This is a genomic window from Ectobacillus panaciterrae DSM 19096, assembly GCF_000430785.1.
GTDB lineage: Bacteria > Bacillota > Bacilli > Bacillales > Bacillaceae_G > Ectobacillus > Ectobacillus panaciterrae.
This window is the reverse complement of record NZ_AUMR01000005.1, coordinates 1-22,874: the sequence shown is the minus strand read 5'-3', so window position 1 is coordinate 22,874 and position 22,874 is coordinate 1. Positions and strand designations below refer to the sequence as shown.

At 41.6% G+C, this 22,874-nt stretch carries 22 protein-coding genes, 1 pseudogene and 1 riboswitch; of the genes and pseudogenes, 14 read left to right on the top strand and 9 right to left on the bottom strand.

Translation table 11 applies throughout. From position 1 onward, the window contains the following. Positions 1 to 35: 35 nt before the first annotated feature. The 3 genes from dltB to H540_RS0102820 are packed head-to-tail and all read right to left on the bottom strand — an operon-like array spanning position 36 to position 2,853. On the bottom strand, positions 36 to 1,184 hold the full coding sequence (gene dltB / locus H540_RS0102830; RefSeq protein WP_028399324.1) for a D-alanyl-lipoteichoic acid biosynthesis protein DltB: 1,149 nt from the start codon (positions 1,182 to 1,184) through the stop codon (positions 36 to 38). Next, positions 1,181 to 2,692, bottom strand: coding sequence for a D-alanine--poly(phosphoribitol) ligase subunit DltA (gene dltA, locus H540_RS0102825; RefSeq protein WP_028399323.1), 1,512 nt, complete (start codon positions 2,690 to 2,692; stop codon positions 1,181 to 1,183). The genes dltB and dltA overlap by 4 nt, the downstream gene beginning before the upstream one ends. Before the next feature lie 14 nt (positions 2,693 to 2,706). Continuing rightward, the gene (locus tag H540_RS0102820; RefSeq protein ID WP_028399322.1) at positions 2,707 to 2,853 is read right to left on the bottom strand and encodes a teichoic acid D-Ala incorporation-associated protein DltX; all 147 of its coding nucleotides are present in this window, start codon (positions 2,851 to 2,853) and stop codon (positions 2,707 to 2,709) included. A gap of 322 nt (positions 2,854 to 3,175) precedes the next feature. Between H540_RS0102820 and H540_RS0102815 the strand changes: the two genes are divergently transcribed. After that, on the top strand, positions 3,176 to 4,345 hold the full coding sequence (locus tag H540_RS0102815; RefSeq protein ID WP_028399321.1) for an amidohydrolase: 1,170 nt from the start codon (positions 3,176 to 3,178) through the stop codon (positions 4,343 to 4,345). A gap of 266 nt (positions 4,346 to 4,611) precedes the next feature. Here the strand turns inward: H540_RS0102815 and H540_RS28825 are convergent, their stop codons facing one another. The 3 genes from H540_RS28825 to H540_RS0102800 all read right to left on the bottom strand — a co-directional run bounded on the left by H540_RS28825 (position 4,612) and on the right by H540_RS0102800 (position 5,658). Beyond that, complete coding sequence (locus H540_RS28825) at positions 4,612 to 4,806, bottom strand: hypothetical protein (RefSeq protein ID WP_034670236.1); 195 nt, start codon at positions 4,804 to 4,806, stop codon at positions 4,612 to 4,614. 194 nt (positions 4,807 to 5,000) lie between these two features. Beyond that, complete coding sequence (locus H540_RS32900) at positions 5,001 to 5,171, bottom strand: 2-isopropylmalate synthase (RefSeq protein ID WP_155890919.1); 171 nt, start codon at positions 5,169 to 5,171, stop codon at positions 5,001 to 5,003. A 103-nt stretch (positions 5,172 to 5,274) separates the two neighbouring features. Then, on the bottom strand, positions 5,275 to 5,658 hold the full coding sequence (locus H540_RS0102800; RefSeq protein ID WP_028399320.1) for a DUF350 domain-containing protein: 384 nt from the start codon (positions 5,656 to 5,658) through the stop codon (positions 5,275 to 5,277). A 258-nt stretch (positions 5,659 to 5,916) separates the two neighbouring features. Between H540_RS0102800 and H540_RS0102795 the strand changes: the two genes are divergently transcribed. After that, a complete protein-coding gene (locus H540_RS0102795) occupies positions 5,917 to 7,440 on the top strand; it encodes a peptide chain release factor 2 (protein ID WP_028399319.1) in 1,524 nt (507 codons plus the stop codon). A gap of 188 nt (positions 7,441 to 7,628) precedes the next feature. On the opposite strand, the gene H540_RS0102790 is transcribed toward H540_RS0102795, so the two are convergent. The 3 genes from H540_RS0102790 to H540_RS0102780 all read right to left on the bottom strand — a co-directional run bounded on the left by H540_RS0102790 (position 7,629) and on the right by H540_RS0102780 (position 12,034). Next, positions 7,629 to 8,171, bottom strand: coding sequence for a GNAT family N-acetyltransferase (locus H540_RS0102790; protein WP_028399318.1), 543 nt, complete (start codon positions 8,169 to 8,171; stop codon positions 7,629 to 7,631). Between the two features lie 211 nt (positions 8,172 to 8,382). Continuing rightward, on the bottom strand, positions 8,383 to 10,437 hold the full coding sequence (locus tag H540_RS0102785) for a molybdopterin oxidoreductase family protein (protein ID WP_028399317.1): 2,055 nt from the start codon (positions 10,435 to 10,437) through the stop codon (positions 8,383 to 8,385). A 130-nt stretch (positions 10,438 to 10,567) separates the two neighbouring features. Further along, positions 10,568 to 12,034 (bottom strand): amino acid permease, encoded by a 1,467-nt coding sequence (locus H540_RS0102780; RefSeq protein ID WP_028399316.1) that lies wholly within the window; start codon positions 12,032 to 12,034, stop codon positions 10,568 to 10,570. Positions 12,035 to 12,133: 99 nt separating this feature from the next. Beyond that, a riboswitch (Lysine riboswitch) is annotated at positions 12,134 to 12,325 on the bottom strand. A gap of 166 nt (positions 12,326 to 12,491) precedes the next feature. On the opposite strand from H540_RS0102780, the gene H540_RS33960 reads away from it, so the two are divergent. From H540_RS33960 to H540_RS0102720, 12 genes and pseudogenes are all read left to right on the top strand, one after another. Next, positions 12,492 to 12,638 (top strand): hypothetical protein, encoded by a 147-nt coding sequence (locus tag H540_RS33960; RefSeq protein WP_169729562.1) that lies wholly within the window; start codon positions 12,492 to 12,494, stop codon positions 12,636 to 12,638. Positions 12,639 to 13,280: 642 nt separating this feature from the next. Beyond that, positions 13,281 to 13,433, top strand: a pseudogene (locus H540_RS35445) (TerD family protein); the annotation flags it as partial. Next, complete coding sequence (locus H540_RS35440; protein WP_425388074.1) at positions 13,423 to 13,548, top strand: TerD family protein; 126 nt, start codon at positions 13,423 to 13,425, stop codon at positions 13,546 to 13,548. The pseudogene H540_RS35445 and the gene H540_RS35440, both read left to right, overlap by 11 nt. Positions 13,549 to 13,592: 44 nt before the next feature. Continuing rightward, complete coding sequence (locus tag H540_RS0102760; protein WP_028399315.1) at positions 13,593 to 14,171, top strand: TerD family protein; 579 nt, start codon at positions 13,593 to 13,595, stop codon at positions 14,169 to 14,171. A gap of 242 nt (positions 14,172 to 14,413) precedes the next feature. Next, positions 14,414 to 14,992 carry a TerD family protein gene (locus H540_RS0102755; RefSeq protein ID WP_028399314.1) on the top strand — a complete coding sequence of 193 codons (579 nt, stop codon included), beginning with the start codon at positions 14,414 to 14,416 and terminating at the stop codon, positions 14,990 to 14,992. Positions 14,993 to 15,057: 65 nt separating this feature from the next. Then, positions 15,058 to 16,320 (top strand): TerD family protein, encoded by a 1,263-nt coding sequence (locus H540_RS0102750; protein WP_028399313.1) that lies wholly within the window; start codon positions 15,058 to 15,060, stop codon positions 16,318 to 16,320. Positions 16,321 to 16,354: 34 nt separating this feature from the next. Beyond that, positions 16,355 to 17,095 carry a TerC family protein gene (locus H540_RS0102745; RefSeq protein WP_028399312.1) on the top strand — a complete coding sequence of 247 codons (741 nt, stop codon included), beginning with the start codon at positions 16,355 to 16,357 and terminating at the stop codon, positions 17,093 to 17,095. A 113-nt stretch (positions 17,096 to 17,208) separates the two neighbouring features. Then, positions 17,209 to 18,426, top strand: a complete 1,218-nt coding sequence (locus tag H540_RS0102740; protein WP_028399311.1) for an HpcH/HpaI aldolase/citrate lyase family protein — start codon at positions 17,209 to 17,211, stop codon at positions 18,424 to 18,426. Then, positions 18,365 to 19,762: a phosphoribosyltransferase family protein gene (locus H540_RS0102735; RefSeq protein WP_028399310.1), complete on the top strand. Its 1,398-nt coding sequence runs from the start codon at positions 18,365 to 18,367 to the stop codon at positions 19,760 to 19,762. Before H540_RS0102740 ends, H540_RS0102735 begins: the two co-directional genes overlap by 62 nt. Before the next feature lies 1 nt (position 19,763). Beyond that, positions 19,764 to 20,891, top strand: coding sequence for a cysteine protease StiP family protein (locus H540_RS0102730; RefSeq protein WP_425388067.1), 1,128 nt, complete (start codon positions 19,764 to 19,766; stop codon positions 20,889 to 20,891). Then, positions 20,888 to 21,730 (top strand): HAD family hydrolase, encoded by an 843-nt coding sequence (locus H540_RS28820; protein ID WP_051316967.1) that lies wholly within the window; start codon positions 20,888 to 20,890, stop codon positions 21,728 to 21,730. The genes H540_RS0102730 and H540_RS28820 overlap by 4 nt, the downstream gene beginning before the upstream one ends. Further along, positions 21,727 to 22,395 (top strand): vWA domain-containing protein, encoded by a 669-nt coding sequence (locus H540_RS0102720; RefSeq protein WP_028399308.1) that lies wholly within the window; start codon positions 21,727 to 21,729, stop codon positions 22,393 to 22,395. The genes H540_RS28820 and H540_RS0102720 overlap by 4 nt, the downstream gene beginning before the upstream one ends. The last annotated feature ends 479 nt before the right edge of the window (positions 22,396 to 22,874 follow it).

Genomic DNA, 22,874 nt, shown 5'->3' with positions numbered 1-22,874 from the left:
GATTTATATTAACCGTTCTCCGACAAAAAGCAACATTATATTAATTTGCCGGAGAAAATCAGGAAGCCAAAAGCTACAAAGTGGAACGTAATGATGATTGCAAGGGCATGCGTCCATTTGTTTTTCGGCCAAAATTTATGCTGTTTGTTTTTGCGTTCGAACCAATCGAACAGCATAAACAATAATGCATGGTACAATCCGTAAATAATGTAGTGAACATGAAGCCCGTGCCACATTCCCATCAGGAAGAAATTCAGAAAGAATCCGATGTTGGAAACGAGATAGCGGTCTTTAATGATTTTTTTCTTCGTCATAAAGAAAACAAAACGCATGTACACGTAATCGCGGAACCAGAATGACAAGCTCATATGCCAGCGATTCCAGAAATCTTTAATGTTGCGGCTTAAAAACGGTTTATTAAAGTTTTCCGGTGTTTTAATGCCCATTAAGTAGCTGACGCCAATGGCAAAAGCGCTGTAGCCGGCAAAATCAAAGAATAGGTAAAAGCTGTACGCATACATGTAAATCAGCTTGGATACGAACGTACCATGCTTCACAATATCGGTTAACAGAATATGGTTGTTAATTAAATAGCCGATGATAAATTTGTATAAAAAGCCTTGAAAAATTCGGTTGATTCCTATATATAACAGGTCTTTGTATTCTTCTCCTGACGGGGTGTTCGCAATATCCTTTTGGAAACGGCGGTAGCGGTCGATCGGACCGGATGTGATGGTCGGAAAGAACAACAGGAAACGAAGAAAGTCATAAAGAGAGACCTCTTTAATTTGCCCGTCGCGGATCTCCATAATCATCTGTACCGCTTTAAAGGTTAAATACGAAATTCCTAAGAATCCGATTGCGCTCAACATATGGAAAAACGGAATGATTTTTACAAGGATGAGCGGCAAAATGGAAAGAACGGTTGCTATATAAAAGGTGCCGGCTTTATTGTCCCGCTTACGAAGAGCTAAATAGCCCTTCACAAGCACAATCTGCCAAGCAGTGAATATAATAAGCGAAACAGCCTGTGCCGGTTTGCCTGCAAAAATGATTGCCAAAATGATGACTGTTACAACTGAGTTGTACGTTCTCAGAGATTTTCCGCGCAGTCCTGCGATTACAGTAGGCGCAAGCAAAATCGCTAAGATGGCAAAGTAGTAAAACGTTGCATAAGGGGTCATGCTGTAACCTCACTCAACAATTTTTTGCGGTCTGCTTTTCCGTTTGCCGTCATCGGAATAGATGATTGATACATGAACTTTCTTGGAATCATATAGTTTGGCAGCAAAGCGCCGATTTCTTTTTTTATAGCGGAAGTCAACTGGAATTCCTTTTCAAAGGAATGCTCTGTCGGAACGATAACCGCGAGCAAATAATCGTATTTGTCGTCCTTTTTAATCGGCAGGACAACTGCGGCTTGCACGTATGTGCTCGTACGTAAATGATGCTCGATTTCTTCCAGTTCCATACGATAGCCATGCAGCTTAATCTGGAAGTCCAATCGTCCGTTATAGAAAAGAAGACCGTCGATTATATAACCCGCATCTCCTGTTTTATAGGCACGTTCGCCGTCGATGACAGTGAATGCTTTTTCAGTCAGTTCAGGGCTTCCTAAGTAGCCTTTGCTTACGCTTGGTCCCACGATGACGATTTCGCCTTTTTCGCCGTCTTCTGCGACTGTGCCGTCTTCCTTCATGATTAGGATGCGGCAGTCCTTTTTGCAGCGTCCTACAGGAAGAGAGCGGTATTGCTCCAGTATATCGCGAGTTACTTCAATTTCAGTAACCGCTACGGTTGCTTCAGTCGGACCGTATGTATTCATGATTGCAGCGCTCGGGAAGCGCTGTGAGAGCTGACGAGCCGCATCGTTAGAAAGCACCTCTCCGCAGAACAAGAATGTTCTTAACGAAGGAAGCATGCCTTCAGAGAAGGAAGGCTCCATTAAGCACATTTCCGCAAATGACGGCGTGGATGTCCAAACTTCAATGCCGGATTGCGCCAAAGAAGCGAAGAGTTCCTTCGGTTTTGCAATCATATCTTTATCGATTGCCCATAACGTTCCGCCCGTTACAAGGGAAGGGTACAAATCCATTACAGATAAGTCAAAAGAGAACGGCGCTTGGTTCAGGAACACTTGACCTGTCTGCAGGTTGAAATCTTCCGTCATCCAGTTCACAAAGCTGCTTAAGCAGTCGTGTGTAATTTGCACGCCTTTTGGATTTCCTGTACTTCCGGATGTGTAAATAATATAGAAGTTATCTTCTCCTTGCACAGCCAATTCTGAAGCAGGGGCTTGGTTTTGATAGGTAGAGAAGATGTCTTTTAATTCGCTCATATCTGCCGTGCGGACTGGCAGATCGGGCACGGATACGCCCGCCGGGGCAAGCATCAGCTTCGCGCCGGAATTTTCCGCGATGCGTACAATGCGTTCCTGCGGAATGGACATGTCAACAGGGATATAAGCATGTCCTGCTTTCACGCAAGCGAGGAAGCAAACAAGCATTTCTGGCTGCATATGACCATATACCATGATAGGCGTGTCGTCATTATATTCATTTGCAATCCAATGCGCAAGAGCATCAGAATACGTTTTCAGCTGACCATAAGTAAGCTGTTGATCTCTCCAAACAAAAGCAGGTTGGTTTGGATGCGAAGCCGCCCACTGGTCGATTTGTTCTAATAATTTCATGTTCTTACCCCACCCTAAAACTCATTATAGATAAATGTGCTTGTATTCGTATCTTTAAATCCGTAAAGCCACAGAAGCGCTACGAGAATTGCGAGATAATAAAAGGTTTTAAAAATCCATTGCGTCAGCGGCTGAGTCCATAATTCTTTAATCGCTTTCATGTGTTCCTCCTATAAACAAGCCTCTCCCATTTCCGGTATATGTAAAACAAAGAATTTCCACCTTATGGATGAGGGGAGAGGTTTTCTTTTCTGATAGTAGCACTAATACGGTAAAAAGAAAATCCCTTCCGCAACAAATTTACCTTACATTTTTGTCATATACCTATATATAGCATATGAGCAGAAGAGGAAAAAGGCAAATAAAACAGAAATTAGTATAGTACATTCTAAAATAAATGTATATGAAATTTGGAAATTTTTATGGCGGCGCTCTATATTGCGAGTTCCGGCAGAAATGTATGTATTGAATGGAGGAAGCTAGGTGAAAGAATGGAAAAATGATATATCAAAGGAACGATTAATTGCTTGGAGAAGATATATGCACCAAAATCCTGAACTGTCGTTTCAAGAAGAAAAAACATCCCAGTTTGTGTATGACACATTGCAATCCTTCGGCGGTTTAGAGCTTTCGCGCCCGACGCCTTACAGCGTGGTGGCTATAGTAAGAGGAAGAAGGCCAGGTAAAACGATTGGGATGCGTGCAGATATGGATGCGCTCCCGATTCGAGAGGAAAACAAAACAGACTATGCTTCCCGTGTGCCGGGCGTGATGCATGCGTGCGGTCATGACGGTCATACAGCCATTTTGTTGGGAACAGCTGAAATCCTTGCAAAACATAAGGAGAATTTAGCGGGTGAAGTAAGGTTTTTCTTTCAGCATGCAGAAGAGCAATATCCGGGCGGCGGAGAAGAAATGGTGCAGGCGGGCGTGATGGATGGGGTAGACGTTGTTATCGGTCTGCATCTTATGTCAGGACTCGAGACGGGGAAAATCGGAATCGTATACGGCCCGATGATGGCTGCACCGGATGTGTTTGAAATTAAGATACAAGGAAAGGGCGGGCATGCGGCTCATCCGCAGGAAACAGTCGATCCGATTGTCATCGGCGCGCAAATCATTACAAATCTGCAGCACATCGTCTCGCGCCGGACAGGTGCATTTGAGCAGCGCGTTGTCTCTGTAACGCAGTTTCAAGGAGGAACAGCAGATAATATTATACCGGACACGGCAGAGCTGCTTGGTACAGTGCGCTGCTTTGACGAAGCATTGCGCAAGGATGCAGAGCAAAAAATAGAACAGATTGTAAAGGGAATCACAGAAGCTCACGGAGCATCTTACTCTTATCGATATCGCTACGGCTATCGTCCGGTAATCAATGAAGACAGCGTGACAAGGATTGTCGAGCAAAGCGCTGTTGAACTGTTCGGTAAAGAAGCGGTTGCCTATATTCCGCCGTCTATGGGGGGAGAGGATTTTTCCGCCTTTTTGCAAAAAGCAAAGGGCTGCTTCTTTAAGCTTGGATCTGGAAATACACAAAAAGAAACAACATATCCTCACCATCATCCGAGATTTGATATTGATGAAGATGCTCTCGTTATCGGTGCGCAAATGTTTTTGCAAATAGCAGACAATTTGCTGAAGCCGGAATAATAGTAATAACGCAAAACAGAGCCGGCGGAGTCAGCTGCCCTGATTTATAAACTTATAATATAAAAAAGGGCAGCTGCAAAAGCAGCTGCCAAAGCTCCGGACTGGAGAGGGTTGAAAAGAACTATGTCCACTATAAGTATATGCTTGGCTCCTTAGAAAGCTTGTACATTTTACTCATTTTCTACAAAAAATGAGCGGAATCTTTGGAAAGGGAGAGAAGCAAATGGGATATGATGTTCTGCACCTCGAAGGCGGAGCTTTTCTTATTATAGATTTTCGTTTTGCTGCTTCAGAGCGCTTTCGTTTAAAAACATATTTGCCTGCTCAAGCTTTTTATGTTCATCTACGGAGTCGCCGGGATAAATCGTTTCGCTCTTATAAGGATTTTTCGTATTTAGAGCGGATGTTACCCCGATTGATTTTTGCTTTGGTGCATTTGTCTGCAAGTTTTTATCTTTCATAGAACTCACTCCTTTCTTGGTTAGTGTGAACAAAACAAAAAAGAATAAAACACAATTTGTAATAGGGAGCAAGCACAGGCATTGGCGAGAAACAATGATGGAAATGAGTACGATAGTTGCTTCGATGGAGCCGCTCGCGTGAAGTCATTCAATGGATTAGGAATCATTATAGTATAGGCATGTGTGTCACATGCCTATTGAAAGTAAGAGATCAGCAACACAAGCAAAACGACCACAAATACACTAAGTCCGACAAGAAACGGGGACAAGCGCTGTCCTTCTTCTGTCCTTATATCCTGACGGTAGCCGGGGGAAATTTCTGCGGCGTATTCTTCTTTATGATGATGCTCGTTGTATTCATCCATAGGGTTCGCTCCTTTTTGTATACTCTTTTTCATCCTCGCCTTATTTGTTCATTCATATACAACAGCGGCAACAAAAGAAAAACACACGCGATATGCGTGTGTTTCAGTATGTCAAGCATTGGGCAAGCAACCAGCCGACAGAAAGCGATAAAAGCAAAGCCATAATGCCGACCGCCTCAATTGCATTTTTAATGCTGAAGCGAAGGGTTACGAGCTCTGCCAAGTAGAAGAAGATGATTTGCGCAGCAATTCCAACAGCTCCCCAAATGAGCATATCCGTTAAGGAAACAGAATTGGCAATCGCGGATCCAAGAACGAAAGCCAATCCGAGCAGCTTGCCGCCGATGGACATCGCAGCTGCCTGGTTGCCTTTGCCGATCAGCTCAAATTCCTTCGTTTTCGTCGTGATTTCAAACATAACCAGGCCCGCAAACAGTATCACAACTCCAATGCCGGCGTAAGCAAAAAAATCTAAAAACAGCTTCATGCACGTTCCCCTTTTCCGGTGGATCATTCATTTAGCTTCATTATAGACGAAATAAGCATTCTGCAGTTTTCCAATCTTGTAAAATATCGGTATATTTGTATATTGATAGTTGTTGTCTATACATCAGTTTGGTATAATTTTACTAACAACTTATGTATGAGTAGCGCATGATAGATAAGGAGGGCATGTTACAGCAGGTTGCAATACAATTTATTGAAAGCGTTTACTGAAATGAGGGGGAAAGGGGAATTTACTTTGATAAAACGTAAACTTCTTGCATTTGCGACAGCTTCGGCTTTGCTGTTTCCAACAGCTTTGCCAGTATGGGAAACAAACGTCTCCGCTGCTTATGTTTCGGTTATACCGGGTGCGCAAGATGTGAAGGTCACGGCATTTGACGGAAAGAATGGAAACTGGCTTACAACGAAAAACCCTGTGCAGTATGAGGCTGCCGCTCTTTTTGGAAATGCAGGACTTACTCCTTATAACTGGGGAAACAAAGAAGCCGGGACAGGCTGGTACAGCATGTACAAGCCGGGGGAGGTAACTGGTGTCCAAGTGAACGGTATGTTCGAGGACGCGAAGTTTGTCATTCGGGTGCCGGACAATTGGAACGGAAAATTGGTCGTTGCAGGCATTCCAGGAACACGAAATGAAACATCTACAGATTTATTGTTCAGCGATTTTGTGCTAGGAAAAGGGTATGCATTTGCAGCCATTGATAAAGGAACGCAAGGTGAAGTTGATCCGACCGATCCGCTTGCTAAAACGAAAAATGCGCTAGTTTCAGAGGATGACAGCATTATAGAATGGAATGAGCGTTTCCGGCAAATTACGCGAGCAACCCAAGACTATTTAATTCTCCACTATCGCTCTAAACTCATTTCAGCAAAAGGTAAAAATCCTGCCAGTAAGCTTGTGAAACCGTATCATCTTATCCCTACTTATGCAGTCGGCATTTCAAACGGAGGCTATGTCGTCCGGTATGCGCTTGAACATGATGATCCGAAGCAAACAAAAGAAGCGCCTTTATTTGACGGGGGCATCGACTGGGAAGGCGTGATGTGGAGAGCAAATGATCCGAATTTAATCAGTTCTTTAACGACCGTTGTGAACAACGCTGAAAAAGCTATCTACGGTTCTGGCGAAGAAAAACAGAAAGCGACAGAGCAAATGTACAAGGCCGGCTTGCCGAAGGGCAGTGAAAAGTTGTGGGCTTATCATGATCAAGCATATTGGTTCGTTACTTTAAATGTATATCGTGATGAAGTGGATCCAACCGCACCGAATCGAATTGACTGGCGCAACTATCTGAACTTCAAAAATGGCTTGCGCGATCGCACATACGATTATATTTTCCAAAACTATGACTATATGTCCCGTCCAGACAGCGTGAAGCAGAACGTCAAAAAGATTCAAAATACAGGGAACATCAATGTGCCGCTAATCAGTATCACGGGATCATGGGATGCGCTGATATTTCCATCCGTTCATGCGAATGCTTATGACGATTTGGTGAAGAAAGCGGGAAAGCAGAACTTGCACCGTTTGTACACAATTGAGAAAGGGAACCATGTCGACGGTTTAGTATGGAACAGCGGCCTAGATGCCACAAAAGAAATGCAGCCATTACTTCCATACGTTCATCAATCCTTTGACTTGCTTGTAGATTGGGTAGAAAACAAGAAACAAGCGCCGAAAAGCAAAACGATCCCGACACCGAAAAACAACACAAATGTCATTGATTTAAAGACAGGAGAGGAAATTTCTCCAGGTTCATAAAAGAAAAAAACACTAGGAGATCCCTAGTGTTTTTTTCTTAACCCTTTTGTACCAGTTTCACATTAAGGTAGCAATGGTAGGCTGTTCTTCTTTATCGTTTGGATATTTAGCTGTGTATGCAAAAGAGAGGAGCATAAAGGTTCCTCTCTTTTGTGTTGTGGGATTTATGATTTCTAACGAAGTACGATTTACATGTTTTCATTTATGATGGCCAATACTTGATGATCTTCCCATTTTCCGTTAATCTTTACGTTTTTTCTGGCAATACCCTCTTTTTCAAAACCGGCTTTTTCAAGAACGCGGATCGAGCCGATATTATGGGGCATAACGCCTGCTTCGATTCGATGGAGAGATAGATGCTCAAACCCATACTGCACGACCAATTTCACTGCTTCGGTCATATAGCCCTTCCCATTATGCTTCTGATCTAAAAAATAGCCGATGAAGCAGCTTTGCAGCGCTCCTCGTAAAATATCCATGAAAGTAACAAGTCCAATTAATTCATTTGTAGCTTTATGAAACATAGCGAATGAATAGAATTGATCATTCTTCCTTTTCTCAATTGCCTCTTGAATAGATTTTAATTGAGTCTCCAACGTATAAAAGGATTCTTCTTTTTTAGGTGAATACAGTTGAAAAAAATTCCGGTTATTGTTTTGAAGACGCAATACGTCCTCTGCATCCGCTTCTTCTGTAAAACGTATATAAATTTCTTTTCCGTCAAGTTTCATGAAAATTGTTCCTCTCAGTTCACATTATCTTTTTCCATCTCATAGGAAACTTACATGTTCTTATTCAGCTTTTGCAAGGAATTATCCTTCAAAATAATGGGGAAAGTTTGGGGTGATTTAAATGAGTATGAGTATTTTTATGACATAAAAAAGCGGGCCCATATCCGATTACATATGTGCCCGCTTTCTGTTTTACATGTCTAAAACTCATTTATCTAAAGCTAACTTCATGAACTTTTTTCAAATCAACACGCCCGGAAAAGAACACCGCGCCTTCGCCCATATCCGCAATCCGGTCCGGCGTCAGAGCATTCACTGTATATTTCGTTCCCGGCAGATCAGCCCAAAGTCCTTGGCTTACGAGTACGCCGGGCAGCACGTTTTCTCCAACCGATACTTTAAGTTCGCACGCGCCGCGCTCGTTCCAAATGTGCACAACGTCTCCGTCTTCAATGCCTGCTTGCGAAGCATCGGCACTGTTCATGTGAAGACGCGGCTCTTTTTCCATTTGCGTATGTTTTTCATTATTGGAAAAAGTCGAATTCAAAAAGTTATGGTTCGGTCCCGGTACGAATAAAAACGGCAATTCGGACTCTTTCGGGAGCGGTATATATGCAGGAAGCGGCGCATAGCCGTCATCCTCCATCAACTGGGAATACAGTTCGATTTTCCCGCTCGGGGTAGAGAGTGTTTCTGGAAAAATCACAGTCCGGTTCGCTTTTACATATTGTTTTTCAGCAAGCGCTTCATACGTAATATCTTTTATATATGGGTTATCAGGGTTATCTAAAGCCTGACGAATTATCGCTTCTTCCGTATCCACAAACGCTTCGTTATCGAATCCCATTGCTTGTGCCAGCAAACAGAAAATCTCCATGTTCGATTTGCTTTCTCCGCAGCGTTCAATGATCGGATTTTGGATTTGTATATAATGATGCCAGTAAGAAGTGTACAAATCCGTGTTTTCAAAGGCGGAAGTTGCAGGGAGAACAAGGTCTGCGTACAGAGCCGTTTCTGTCAGAAATAAGTCGTGAACCACGGTGAACAAGTTTTCACGAGAGAGCCCTTGCCGCACTTTGTTTGCCTCCGGCGCCACAATCGCGGGATTGCAGTTATACACATACAAAGAACGAACAGGCGGATCCAACTCCAGCAACGCGTTTCCAAGCAAATTCATATTAATGACACGCGTTTTTTTATTTTCCAGTAAGTCCGGCCGTTGCACCGCTGTCGTATTAGTCGCTAAAAAGCCAGAGTTTCCTTTTATTGCACCGCCGCCTTTTACAAGCCATTGTCCCGTAAGCGCAGGAAGGCAAGAAATTGTCCGTACGGTCATGCCGCCGTTATCATGGTGCTGCAGTCCATTTCCGATGCGAATGAGAGAAGGGGACGTCTCAACGTACATTCTTGCCAAGCGGTACAAATCTTCCACAGGTACGCCCGTAATCGCAGAAACCGTATGAGGATCATACTGCTTGACGTGCTCCTGCAGCTCCTTATGACCTACTGTGTATTGTTCAAGAAATGCAGCATCCGTCATATTTTCAGCAAACAAAATATGCATCATCCCAAGCGCAAGTGCCGCATCCGTACCCGGGAGAATCGGGATAAACCAATCCGCGAAGCGGCCGGTTTGATTTTTATGAACATCAATTACAATCACCTTAGCCCCATTTTTACGGGCCTTTTGCGCAAGCGCGATTTGATGCATATTCGTACTCACTGCATTGACGCCCCAAAAAATGAACAGCTTCGTGTGCACTGTATCTTCGGGGTCCGTGCCGAAGCTGTCGCCCATCGTATACTTGTAGCCTTGCGAACCGGCCGCATTGCAAATTGCCCGGTTCAATCTGCTTGCGCCGAGACGGTGGAAAAAGCGGCGGTCCATCCCTTCAGCGCTCAAAATCCCCATATTGCCGTAGAAGCTGTAAGGAAGAATGCTTTCCGGCCCTTCAGATGCAATGAGCTCTTTCCAGTGCGAAGCAATTGTTGCAATCGCTTCCTCCCAAGTGATGCGCTCAAACTTTCCTTCGCCTTTTGCGCCGACGCGCTTCATCGGATACTGCAACCGTTTTGAATCGTATATACGCTCTGCCATATGCCGGACTTTATTGCAAATGTTCCCTTGTGTGACCGGATGATTCGGATCGCCTTCCACCTTGACGATTTTGCCGTCCTTTTTATGCACAAGCAAGCCGCACTGATCGGGGCAATCTAAAGAACAGACAGACGGAAATATGCCGTCGGGTTGATTTACGTAAGACATACACAGTCTCCTTTCCGAGTGAAAATTCATCTTATTTTTTACTTTAGATACAATGAAAAGAAAAAGCAATTTCTTTTACAAGTTTCATAGTAAGAAAAAACCACTTCAGAAGAAGTGGTTTTTTCATGTATTATTCAAATTCACATTGATTTAAAGGAACAACCTTTGTTTTATGCTTAAATTTATAGCCGAGCCATACCACAAGGAAAATCGGAAGACCGATGTAAGATACGAGCACACCGTTCCAGTCGATAGAGCCGCCTGTAAATGCCGTGTAGTTTTGTCCAAGAATCACGACAGAGCAAAGTACAAAGGCGAATAAAGGGCCGAACGGGAACCATTTCGCTTGATACGGCAAATCCTTTACATCGAGTCCTTGGGCGATATATGCTTTACGGAATCGATAGTGGCTGATAGCAATGCCGAGCCAAGCGATAAAGCCGGACATACCGGAAGCATTCAGGAGCCATGTATACACAACGCCATCGCCGAATAAAGAAGCTAGGAATGCAACTGCACCAATAGCAGCAGTTACAATCAACGCATTCACAGGCACGCCGCGTTTATCAAGCTTAGCCAAGAATTTCGGCGCTTTTCCCTCGCGCGCCATATCCCAAAGCATACGAGCGGAAGCGTACATGCCGGAGTTTCCTGCGGATAATACCGCTGTTAAAATAATCGCGTTCATCACAGAAGCCGCAAAAGCGATACCTGCTTTATCGAACACTAACGTGAATGGACTTACCGTTACATCGCTGTTCGCAAGATTTTCATTCGTATAAGGAATGAGTAAGCTGATGACAAAGATTGCTAACACATAAAACAACAGAATACGCCAGAACACGCTGCGGATCGCACGCGGAATGCTGCGGCGCGGATCTTCCGTTTCACCGGCAGCCACGCCTAAAAGCTCCGTACCTTGGAAAGAGAACCCGGCAGCCATAAATACACCGAGAGTCGTCATGAATCCGCCGTGGAACGGACCGTCGCCGATTGTGAAGTTTTTGAAACCGACCGCCTCGCCGCCCATAATACCAAAAATCATAAGCGTGCCGACAATCAAAAATACAATAACAGTAATGACCTTAATCATTGAAAACCAATATTCTGCTTCACCAAAACCTTTAACAGATAAATAGTTTAAAAGAAACATAATTACCAAAAACACAGCACTCCAAATGATGGAAGGCGTATTCGGGAACCAAAACTTCATAATCATCGTCACGGCAGCCAATTCCGCCGCAATCGTAATCGCCCAGTTGTACCAATAATTCCAGCCTAGCGCAAATCCTAAAGATGGATCTACGAATTTTGTCGCATACGTGCTAAAAGAACCTGTAACCGGCATATACGTTGCCATTTCCGCGAGGCTTGTCATTAAGAAATAAACCATGATACCAATTGCTACATAAGACAATAAAGCCCCGCCGGGCCCAGCTGTATGAATGGAATTGCCGCTTGCTAAAAATAAGCCTGTTCCGATTGTGCCGCCGAGTGAAATCATCGTTAAATGACGGGATTTCAATCCGCGCTTCAATTCGTTTGAAGGTTGAGATGACGTAGTACTTGCAGTGTTATTTTTTGCTGTGCTTTCCATAAAAAAACACTCCCTTGTTCAGAATTTTGGAAGGAGTGGGGAATAAAAAAAGCCGCCCAAAGACCTGGCGACAGTTATATACTACCCGCATCATGCCTTCCGTAAGATAGCGCATCACACTCCCTGGTTATTCGTAAGCGTGACAGTTCTGTTCCTGTTCGGATACAGCCCCAGCCCATGTTCTCAGAGATAAACACGAACTTCGGCAGCTTTTCCTTTCTTGGCGGAGTCAAAGACATTCTCTGTGTCTCATCCGTCATACTCATAAAAGCCGCGACCTCTACCTCATCGGATTGATGAGGATTTTTTGATATTGGATTTTGATAAAGTCAAGGGTAATTATAGCGTGTGAATTATAAGAATGCAATATCTTATTCTGAAATAATGAAGTTGCAGTCGAGAGGAATGCTGTTAGGAATGACGGGAAAGCTAAGAGAAAATGCAGAAGGAGGAAAAAATGAAACGTGAAGAGGAACAAAATGAAGTAGAAGATTTGATTAAACTTGTGGAAGTAATCAATGCGAAAGGGGATGAAGGAGAGGTAAAAGAAATCCTCAAGGACAACGGCAGAAAAGATATTTCTCCTAAAGATCATCTTTCTTAACGACGTCTTTATGTGAAAGAAAGGATGAAAATCATCTCTAAAAACGAAAGCGATTTTCATCTTAACAGTACTAGAATATATCTGTAATCCGGTCCGCTCTCAGGCGATTTCGGCTTAAAGCAAACAGCTGACCTAAAAATAGTTCCGCTGCATCTGGAGACGACGGCAAAGAAACTTGAACAGTATCGGACCCGCAAATTTGTTTAAAGTATGCTTTGCGCTGATCGTTTTTCCCGTCCGTCTATTGATGGAAGCCCGGCAGCATATGCCCGATCGTTTCTATATATAAATGATTTATAATTTCGACATATGAACCGCTGCTATACAGAACCAAAGCCTGCACTCGCTTCCTCTCTCTGGTTTACCCTTGCATGAACCACTACAAAGGTTTGACCGCTTCTGCAAGTCGCCGGATGATCTCTCCTCACTATCAACGTTTTTTTATTCACTTGTATATAATGAGAAAAAACCAAAATTAAATAATATATTGTCAATATTTTTTATAAAATGTAAAGTTTTAATTAATATTATTATATTAAGGTAAAGTAATTGTATTAAAATGTAAAATGTATTGGGGATTAAGCTATAACATGTTAAAATTTCAGTATATCACGTTAAATTGATGCGAGGGAGTGTGAAAGCATGGCTATAAGCTTACAAAAGGGGCAAAAGATTGACTTAACCAAAGGAAGAGCAGGACTTTCTTCTATTATGGTCGGTTTAGGGGGGGATGCCGTAAAAAAAGGTGGTTTTTTTAGTTTTGGTAGTAGTGATATAGATTGTGATGCCAGGATTAACGGCTCTATTCCCGGGTGAAATTTATAGACACAATGGGGAGTGGAAATTTTCAGCGGTTGGACAGGGAACAAAAGATACTTCTATTAGTGAAATCGCAAACCGTTATTTCTGATTATATAAGATTTAAAACCAAAACAAAAAAGTGAGGGATTAAGCATGGCTATTAATTTATCAAAAGGTCAAAAAGTAGATTTAACAAAAACAAATCCAGGTTTAACTAACATCATTGTTGGCCTTGGATGGGATGTTAACAAATATGACGGCGGACATGATTTTGATTTAGATTCTTCTGTCTTTCTTTTAAACGGTGCCGGCAAATGCGCTTCCGAAACTGATTTCATTTTCTATAACAACGCGACTGGCGCAAATGGTTCAGTTGTACATACAGGTGACAACCGTACGGGAGTAGGTGAAGGTGACGATGAGCAAATCAAAATCAATCTTCCGCACGTTCCTGCCAATATTGAAAAAATCGCATTTACGATTACAATTCATGACGCGGAAACTCGCAGCCAAAACTTTGGACAAGTCAGCAACTCCTATGTTCGTATTTTAAACGAGGCAAACGGAGAAGAGCTTATTCGTTACGATTTAGGAGAAGATTTCTCTATTGAAACAGCTGTGGTTGTAGGTGAGTTATACCGTCACAATAGCGAATGGAAATTCAACGCAATCGGCAGCGGTTACCAAGGCGGTTTATCTTCTCTTGTAAACGATTATGGTTTAAACGCTTAATAAAGTATATATGAGTGAATTATAATTTCGACATGTCCATGTGCTATGTGCAACGAAAAGGGAGTATGGTATGCTTCTTCTCTCTGGTTTACCTTTGCATGAACCACTACAAAGGTTTGACCGCTTCTGCACGTCGCCGGATGATCTCTCCCCACTATCAACGTTTTTTTATTCACTTGTATATAGGCTCACAAATTCGTTTATAAATTATTAAATTTATATAAAAAAGGAGCACAGTATATATGTCTATTTCTTTATCAAAAGGTCAACGAATTGATTTAACAAAAACAAATCCCGGATTGACGAAAGTAGTTATTGGACTTGGATGGGATACAAACAAATACAACGGCGGTCATGACTTTGACCTAGATGCTTCTGCGTTTTTGACAGATGCAAATGGTAGAGTATTGAATGATAGTGATTTCATCTTCTACAACAATTTAAAAAGCTCGAATGGGGCTGTAGAACATACAGGTGACAACCGTACTGGAGAAGGAGAAGGGGATGATGAGCAAATTATAGTTGATTTCTCGTTAATGCCATCTCATGTGGAAAAAATCGGAATTACTGTCACAATTCACGATGCGGATGCACGCAGCCAAAACTTTGGACAAGTATCCAATGCATTTGTTCGTGTGATTAACGCTGAAACGAATCAAGAAGTTCTTCGTTATGATCTGGGAGAAGATTTCTCTATTGAAACGGCAATCGTAGTTTGTGAATTGTATAAACACGGTGGTGACTGGAAATTTAATGCAATTGGCAGCGGGTTTTCTGGGGGATTAGCCGACTTATGCCGTAACTATGGTCTGCAAGTTTAATAGAATGTAAATCATACAAAAGGGTGCTTTAGATAAAGCACCCTCTATTAAAGGAGGGGCTATCATTGATTGCTCTCGTAAAAGGACAAAAGGTAGACTTGACCAAACAGTCTCCTTCTTTAACAACTATTAAAGTGGGACTTGGATGGGATGTAAATCCAAGTTTGTCCCATGATTTTGACTTGGATGCATCCGCTTTGTTGCTTGACACAACGGGCAGAATCGTTTCTCAGCGAAATCTTGTTTATTACAACAATTTAACAGCTTCTCAAGGCGGTGTTATTTTATCTAAGGACAACCGTACTGGTGTAGGAGAAGGTGATGATGAAGAGATTATGATTCATCTTTCAAAAATCCCTCCTCAAATTGAGCGAATTGTGTTGGCTGTTACTATTCATGAAGCAACGAAGAGACAGCAAACATTTGGGCAAATAAACCGTGCTTTCGTGCGTATAAGCAATAAGATAACGAAACAAGAAATATGTCGCTATGAGTTAGGTAAGGAGTTTTCTGTTGAAACAGCTGTTGTTCTTGGAGAAATATATCGCTATAAAGGCGAATGGAAGTTTGGTGCTGTTGGAAGAGGACTGGAAGGAGGCTTGATTGCCTTGGCTGAAAGCTACGGATTATCTCACTTACCTCCAATGTTCTTCGAGAAGAAGGCGCCACAACAGCCGGTATTAGATTCTAATAATTCTGCTTCGATCAATCTTTCCAAGATTGAGTTAAAAAAATCGGGAGACGCTATTAATCTTAACAAAACATCCAAACCTCTTGGTGAAATTGCTGTAAATTTAAATTGGAATCAGCAAAGCAACCAGCAATCAGGCGGATTTTTTGCTACTGTGTTTGGTACATCTCAGCGAGGAGTTGACCTTGATTTAGGTTGCTTATTTGAATTTAAAGCAGGGCGAAAAGGAGTTGTACAAGCGTTAGGCAATACGTTTGGTTCTTATGAGAGCATACCTTATATTCACTTGGATCAAGATGATCGCACAGGCGCTTCTCAAAATGGAGAAAATCTTCGCATCAATGGCAATAAGGTTCGTGATTTGAAGCGTATTTTAATTTTTGCTTACATATACGAAGGAGCGGCGAATTGGTCTCAAGTAGATGGTGTAGTGACAATTAAACAACAGAATGGTCCTGATATTGTAGTGAAAATGGATGAGCACCGGAATGGATTAGGTATGTGTGCCATCGCTATGCTGGAAAACGTAAGCGATGAAACCTTTAAAGTGAGAAAATTAGTCCAATATTTTAGCGGGCATAAAGAAATGGACAGAGCTTTCGGCTGGAATATGAACTGGGTTGAGGGTTCAAAATAACCTGTGTTCAAAACAAAAGGAGAAATGACTTTTTATGACAGATTTTTTTCAGAAGTTAATTGATAGCTACATTTCTTTCTTTTCGTTAGAAGCTATTCAACAAGTACTTACAGATCCTGCAAGCTGGGGCGTAATCGGCAGCTTAATCATTTTGGAAGGGTTACTTTCAGCTGACAACGCTCTTGTATTAGCGGTAATGGTGAAGCATTTGCCGGAGAAGCAGCGGAAAAAGGCCTTGTTTTACGGTATCTTAGGAGCTTATGCGTTCCGCTTCTTGGCGATTGGTCTCGGAGTATTCTTAATCAAAATTACATGGATTAAAATTGCAGGCGGTCTTTATCTCTTATGGTTATCTCTACAGCACTTTATTAAGAAAAATGACGATGATGACGAAGTCGAAAATAAAAAAATGGGCTTTTGGAGAACCGTTTTGGCTGTTGAAATGATAGACATTGCATTTAGTATCGATAGTGTTATTGCTGCTTTTGGTGTATCCGATCAAATTTGGGTACTATTCTTAGGCGGTATGCTGGGGGTACTGATGATGCGCGGAGTAGCTCAGTTATTCTTGGTATTGATTGAAAAAATTCCTGAATTTGAAACAACAGCTTTTGTCCTAATTGCAATTATTGGATTCAAAATGATTGGAGCAGCATTTGGTTTCCATGTAGAAGAATTGTTGTTCTTCAGTATTTTAATAGGGGTCTTTTTAGCTACATTCATCGTACATGCAGTTAGAAAGGGTTCAAACAAAGACATACAATCTAGTAAATAATGCAGCTAACGAGGGAAGAGAGCACGGCTCTTTCCCTTGTTTTTTCAAACATTTTTTACCATCGAGTACATAATTAGAAACAGCGTGTTGAGTTGGGGGAGGAATATGAAGAATTGAAACATTTTTACTATGTGGGAGAGCAGGAGAAACATAACATTTTTTATCGGCAGCCGATGGAGTTTTCAAAACATACTCCAAAAAAGATATTAGCATATGCCCTGGGAGCCTTGCTATACACACCGGGGACGAGAGAACACATTTCTAAAGATGTACTTTCTGGTAAATATTTAAGTGGTAGTTATGCGGGATTAACGTCAATGGTACTTTGTTTAGAAGATTCCATTGGAGATCATGAAGTGAAAAAAGCGGAACTAAATGTGATTACCCAATTACAGAATTTAGCAAGAGCACTTGAATCGGGTGTATTGAGCCGAAGTAACCTCCCATTAATCTTTATTAGAGTACGAAATACCTTACAGATTTCTGCACTAGTAGCTGAATTAGGGAGTGCTGCATATATATTGAGCGGGTTTGTTTTGCCAAAGTTCTTACCGGAAAATGGAGAGCTATATTTTCAAACATTGCAAGATGTAAATGATCGCTATTCTCAAAAATTTTACGGTATGCCTATACTGGAGTCTCCTGAAATTATATATCGGGAATCGAGAATGCAGACCTTATTGGGTATAAAAGCATTGCTGGATCAACACCATGATTCTGTTTTGAATGTGAGAATCGGAGGCACTGATTTTAGCGGACTGTATGGGATTCGCAGGAACAACGAGACTACTATATATGATATTGCGGTCATCAGGGATTGTATGGCAGATATTTTAAACGTTTTTGGAAGAAGTGAAAATGAATATGTGATTTCCGGAGCCGTTTGGGAATATTTTAACGGAAATCCAAAGATTTTGAAGCAGCGGATTAGACAAACTCCTTTTCGACAGGGTGCAGAGGAGACGGGATTACAGATACGAACTGAAATCACCAACCGCTTAGAGGACGGACTGATTCGAGAAGTTCTCCTCGATAAAGTAAATGGCTTAGTGGGAAAAACAATTATTCATCCCTCTCATATTAAAACAGTTCAATCTTTACAGGTTGTTACGAAGGAAGAGTATCTGGATGCGAAGGCTATAATTGAAAGTGCTGAAAGCTTCAATGGTGTCATGAAAAGCTCGTATGCCAATAAAATGAATGAAGTAAAACCGCACTATAACTGGGCGAACAAAATCTTAATCAAGTCAAACATTTATGGAGTGTTTCATGAACAACAATCTTTTATTAATCTCATCAGCAGCAAAAGAGAAGAACGCATATTCGTTTGATATCCTGGATACGATTCGTGTTTCGACAGAGATTCAGATAAATCCGTACGCTATTCGGCTTCAAAACTTGTTTGGCATGGCGGCGCGAATTAATAAAAAGCGAGCCTTTTTATTTGTAAGCAAAGTGTTAGGGAAGCACTTACCTGTTCAGCCAAGTCTGTCTCTACTGACAGGAGCTGCCCTCTCTGCGAGATACATGGAAATGGTGTGCTTGCAATCTCATCCTTTCAAGAAAGAGATTATAGCTGCAATGCAGGCTGGTGCTTGCGATGAGCAAACGTTAGGCATGGTTACAGACTTTTCTTTTACGCTGTCTCGGGAGACTCTGTTCATCGGGTTCGCTGAAACGGCAACTGCATTGGGGCATTCGGTATTTAATTGTTTTAAGAACGCAACATTTCTCCATACAACGAGAGAAGCAGTAGATGGATTAGAGCCTGTCATTACTTTTGAAGAAGAACATTCTCATGCGGTGTCACATCGGGTCTACGTAGACGATCAATATTTAAATAATACGAATCCTGTAGTTCTGGTGGATGATGAAATCACGACAGGAAAAACGACGCTAAATATTATTGAGTCCATTCAAAGCAGATATCCTCGAAAGGAGTACGCTATTGTATCTATCTTAGATTGGCGTTCGCCGGAAGAGAAGGAACAGTTTAAAGCGATGGAAAGTCGATTGGGTATTACTATCCATGCTGTGTCGCTTGTTGCCGGAACAATCCAAGCGGAAGGACAGCCTGTAACAGAAGCAGCATATGAAGTACCAACTCACTCGCATAATGCGACAGTTGAGCATGTGGATATAAATTCGCTTTCTGTTCCAATGGTTGCTTATACAGCTTTACCAATGGAAAACGGAGCGGCAAGCAGTCGATATATTGCTTATACTGGAAGATTTGGACTTTCTAGCAATCAAAAAGAAGAAGTAGATGCATTCATTAGTAAAGCGGGGCAGCTGTTAGCGGAAAAACGAAAAGGCAAGAAGACTCTTTGTTTAGGGACTGGAGAATTTATGTATGTGCCTATGCGTATAGCGGCGGAAATGGGAGAAGGAGTAGCGTATCAATCTACTACAAGAAGTCCAATTTATAGCTGTGAAGCAAACCATTACGTCATTAAGCAACTCTTTTCTTATGAATGTCCAGAAGACCATACAATAACTAACTATTTTTATAATGTGTTACCTGACATGTACGATGAAGTGTTTCTGTTTCTGGAAAGGGAATTGCCAGAAACGAAAATTCGCCCCATTATTGACAGGCTGAGTCAGACCATTTCACATATTCATGTTGTGTCATTTGGAAAAAACAAAGAAAGTGAAGGTGAATAAAATGGCTTTTACAACTTCTTTGCCAACACTCATGCCTGTCGGCAGCTATTTGCAAGAAGACGTTACATTTCTATTAAAAGATCTAAGTTCTAGTATGCTGGAAAGCTCAACGGAGGAACGCGAAAGAGCGATCCAATCTGGAACGCATTATTCTGAAATGCTGCCTGTGGAATACAAACCATCAGAGGAGTATATGAAGCTATTTCATTCTTCGCTTGAGATGTATAAAAAAAAGCTCGCCGTAGCCGTCGGAGTTGTGGCAGAGCAGATTATAGAAAATAAAGGAACGGAGACGGTTTTGGTATCCCTGGCGAGAGCGGGTACGCCAATAGGGATTTTAATCAAACGTTATATATTGGCAACACATGGCCTTTCTCTTCCGCATTACAGTGTTTCCATTATTCGCGGCAGAGGTATCGACGAGAATGCAATGCAATATATTTTTCAAAACCATCCAAACCAACGTATTCAGTTCATTGATGGATGGACTGGAAAAGGGGCAATTACAAAGGAATTACAACAGGCTGTTGCGCGGTTGAATGAAATATACAATCAACAATTAGATGCTTGCATAGCTGTTTTAGCAGATCCAGGACATTGTGCCGCAATCTTTGGAACACGGGAGGATTTTTTAATTCCAAGCGCATGTTTGAATGCCACTGTTTCCGGTCTGGTGAGTCGTACCATTTTAAACAAACTGTATATAGGCTCTGACGATTTTCACGGTGTAAAGTATTATAGGGAACTTGAGGGAGAAGACGTCTCAAATCATTTCATCAATACCATTGCGAAACAATTTCCGCTTGTACAGAATGAAATCTCAACTGAACTGGGTCTACTCCGAGCAGTTTTTAGCAAACCAACTTGGAGTGGTCTTCAGGAGGTGGAACGCATTCAAAAGGAATTTGGAATTGAAAATATGAATCTAGTTAAGCCAGGGGTCGGAGAAACGACGAGAGTTTTGTTGCGTAGAGTGCCGTGGAAAGTTCTCGTTAGCAATTACGATGATCCGAATTTACATCATATTTTGCTTCTTGCAAAGGAGAGAAATGTACCTGTAGAGCTTTACCCGCGTATGTCCTATTCTTGTTGCGGTCTAATCAAATCTTTGGGAGGAAACACAGAATGATGTTTGCAAGCGATTTGGATCAAACGCTCATTTATTCAAAAAAAGCGTTTCGGTGTGAAATGGGAGAAACGGATGTACAACTTATTGAAGTATTGGAGGGAAAGGAAATTTCCTTCATGACACGTAAAGCTATCAGCATGTTGAAGAATTTAGCCAATCAAGTTCTATTTGTACCTGTAACTACTAGAACTATAGAACAGTATCGACGTATTTCTTTGTTTCAGCACGAAATTATTCCTGAATACGCAGTGACTAGCAACGGAGGGCATATTTTACATAAAGGGATGGTTGATAAGGAGTGGAGTCAGAAGATCCGTAACAAGCTCTTTGAGTGTCAGCCTAAAGAGGCCATTCTTAACAAGTTTAAAGAAATTTATCATGAAGAATGGGTTTTAACTCAAAAAACGGCAGATGATTTGTTTTGTTACGCCATTGTCGCGCAGGATAGAATTCCTCATGATGAATTGGAAGCATTTGGCGAATGGTTGACGCAAAATGGATGGACGTACTCCTTACAGGGAAGGAAGTTGTATTTCGTTCCGAATCCCGTAAATAAATGGGAAGCAGTTGAATACATCAAGAAAATGACAAATAAAAAGAAGGTAGCCACTGCAGGCGACTCGTTGTTGGACTTACCTATGCTTGAGGTAGCAGATTTTGCATTTTCTCCTGTACATGGAGAATTGGACCGTATGACTCTTAGTAAGCATATTATTCGAACGTCACAATCAGGAATTTTAGCTTCTGAAGAGATACTGCAATTAGCTGGTGCAGCGCTTCTGCAACAACTGGCCTGTACAGAAAATCATAATTACAAACAGAATGAGGTGTCGCTATGAGTGCAATTAATTTAATGAAGAAAAATGTAAATATTGTTCTTGAAAAGAAGAAGCTCTCCGGAGTCGTAGCTAAGGTAGGATTGGTGCTGGACATTTCCGGTTCTATGAGAACGCTGTATAAAAACGGAACCGTCCAGAAAGTCGTAGAAAGAATCCTGGCTGTGGCTAGTCAATTTGATGATGACGGTGCGCTAGATATTTGGGTTTATGATAATGAGTTCGCGAGACTGAAACCGGTAACTGAAAGGGATTTTGAGAATTATGTTGAAAATACGATTCTATCTAACTCCCTTATTCATAAATTTGGCAGAAATGATGAGCCGCCAGTTATGGAAGATGTAATTCAAAAATACACTATTGAGGAACCAAGTGCAGAACCGGCATTTATCGTGTTCATTAATGATGGAGGATGCAAAAGAACCATTAAAAAGCCTGTTGTGGAGTCCTCAAATAAACCGATATTTTGGCAATTTGTCGGAATCGGTAATGCCAATTTTGAAGTTCTGGAAAATCTGGATACTATGGAAGGCAGATTTATAGACAACGCTAATTTTTTCCATATAAAAGATATTGAAAGCATCAGTGATGATGTACTATATGACCGCTTGTTGAATGAATTTCCTTTGTGGATTGGCGAGGCAAAAAGTAAAGGAATCTTACGTTAAGCAGTTTAACAAAATTATTCGTATTATTATGAGCCTCATAGGAAGGGAGAAATAGAAATACATGAAAACGTTTATCATAAATTAGGCGAGAATACCCCCACTTCAAGTGGGGGAGGTGTAGACAGTTCTTTATAAACCGTACAAAACCGTATTATATCGTATAAAAGTAACATAATTTTGTTTGTCATTCCTAGAAAAGGAGGTGAATCCTGGTTGTAAATCGTATCTTTACACATTTTTTACCAAATCGAAAAGGCTTTCGAACATTTGTTTGTTATCTTAGAGATAAGAAACGATGTTCGGGGGGTGACTCATGTGTTTGTCACGCGTATTTGTAAAGCCCTTGTACCGAGACATGAGGAGTTAGACAACCTGATGCGCGTGTATGGCTGTGCCACGCGGTATGCCTTCAACCGGCTGTTGGAAGGAGAAGATTCAAAAGATTTGATTCAACTTATTCCTCCCAAATTCCAGTTGAA

Coding starts and splice junctions, on each gene's coding strand:
- dltB (WP_028399324.1), bottom strand. CDS start 1,184: ATGACCCCTTATGCAACGTTTTACTACTTTGCCATCTTAGCGATTTTG.
- dltA (WP_028399323.1), bottom strand. CDS start 2,692: ATGAAATTATTAGAACAAATCGACCAGTGGGCGGCTTCGCATCCAAAC.
- H540_RS0102820 (WP_028399322.1), bottom strand. CDS start 2,853: ATGAAAGCGATTAAAGAATTATGGACTCAGCCGCTGACGCAATGGATT.
- H540_RS28825 (WP_034670236.1), bottom strand. CDS start 4,806: ATGAAAGATAAAAACTTGCAGACAAATGCACCAAAGCAAAAATCAATC.
- H540_RS32900 (WP_155890919.1), bottom strand. CDS start 5,171: ATGGATGAATACAACGAGCATCATCATAAAGAAGAATACGCCGCAGAA.
- H540_RS0102800 (WP_028399320.1), bottom strand. CDS start 5,658: ATGAAGCTGTTTTTAGATTTTTTTGCTTACGCCGGCATTGGAGTTGTG.
- H540_RS0102790 (WP_028399318.1), bottom strand. CDS start 8,171: ATGAAACTTGACGGAAAAGAAATTTATATACGTTTTACAGAAGAAGCG.
- H540_RS0102785 (WP_028399317.1), bottom strand. CDS start 10,437: ATGTCTTACGTAAATCAACCCGACGGCATATTTCCGTCTGTCTGTTCT.
- H540_RS0102780 (WP_028399316.1), bottom strand. CDS start 12,034: ATGGAAAGCACAGCAAAAAATAACACTGCAAGTACTACGTCATCTCAA.
- H540_RS33960 (WP_169729562.1), top strand. CDS start 12,492: ATGAAACGTGAAGAGGAACAAAATGAAGTAGAAGATTTGATTAAACTT.
- H540_RS35440 (WP_425388074.1), top strand. CDS start 13,423: ATGCCAGGATTAACGGCTCTATTCCCGGGTGAAATTTATAGACACAAT.
- H540_RS0102760 (WP_028399315.1), top strand. CDS start 13,593: ATGGCTATTAATTTATCAAAAGGTCAAAAAGTAGATTTAACAAAAACA.
- H540_RS0102755 (WP_028399314.1), top strand. CDS start 14,414: ATGTCTATTTCTTTATCAAAAGGTCAACGAATTGATTTAACAAAAACA.
- H540_RS0102745 (WP_028399312.1), top strand. CDS start 16,355: ATGACAGATTTTTTTCAGAAGTTAATTGATAGCTACATTTCTTTCTTT.
- H540_RS0102735 (WP_028399310.1), top strand. CDS start 18,365: ATGAACAACAATCTTTTATTAATCTCATCAGCAGCAAAAGAGAAGAAC.
- H540_RS0102730 (WP_425388067.1), top strand. CDS start 19,764: ATGGCTTTTACAACTTCTTTGCCAACACTCATGCCTGTCGGCAGCTAT.
- H540_RS28820 (WP_051316967.1), top strand. CDS start 20,888: ATGATGTTTGCAAGCGATTTGGATCAAACGCTCATTTATTCAAAAAAA.
- H540_RS0102720 (WP_028399308.1), top strand. CDS start 21,727: ATGAGTGCAATTAATTTAATGAAGAAAAATGTAAATATTGTTCTTGAA.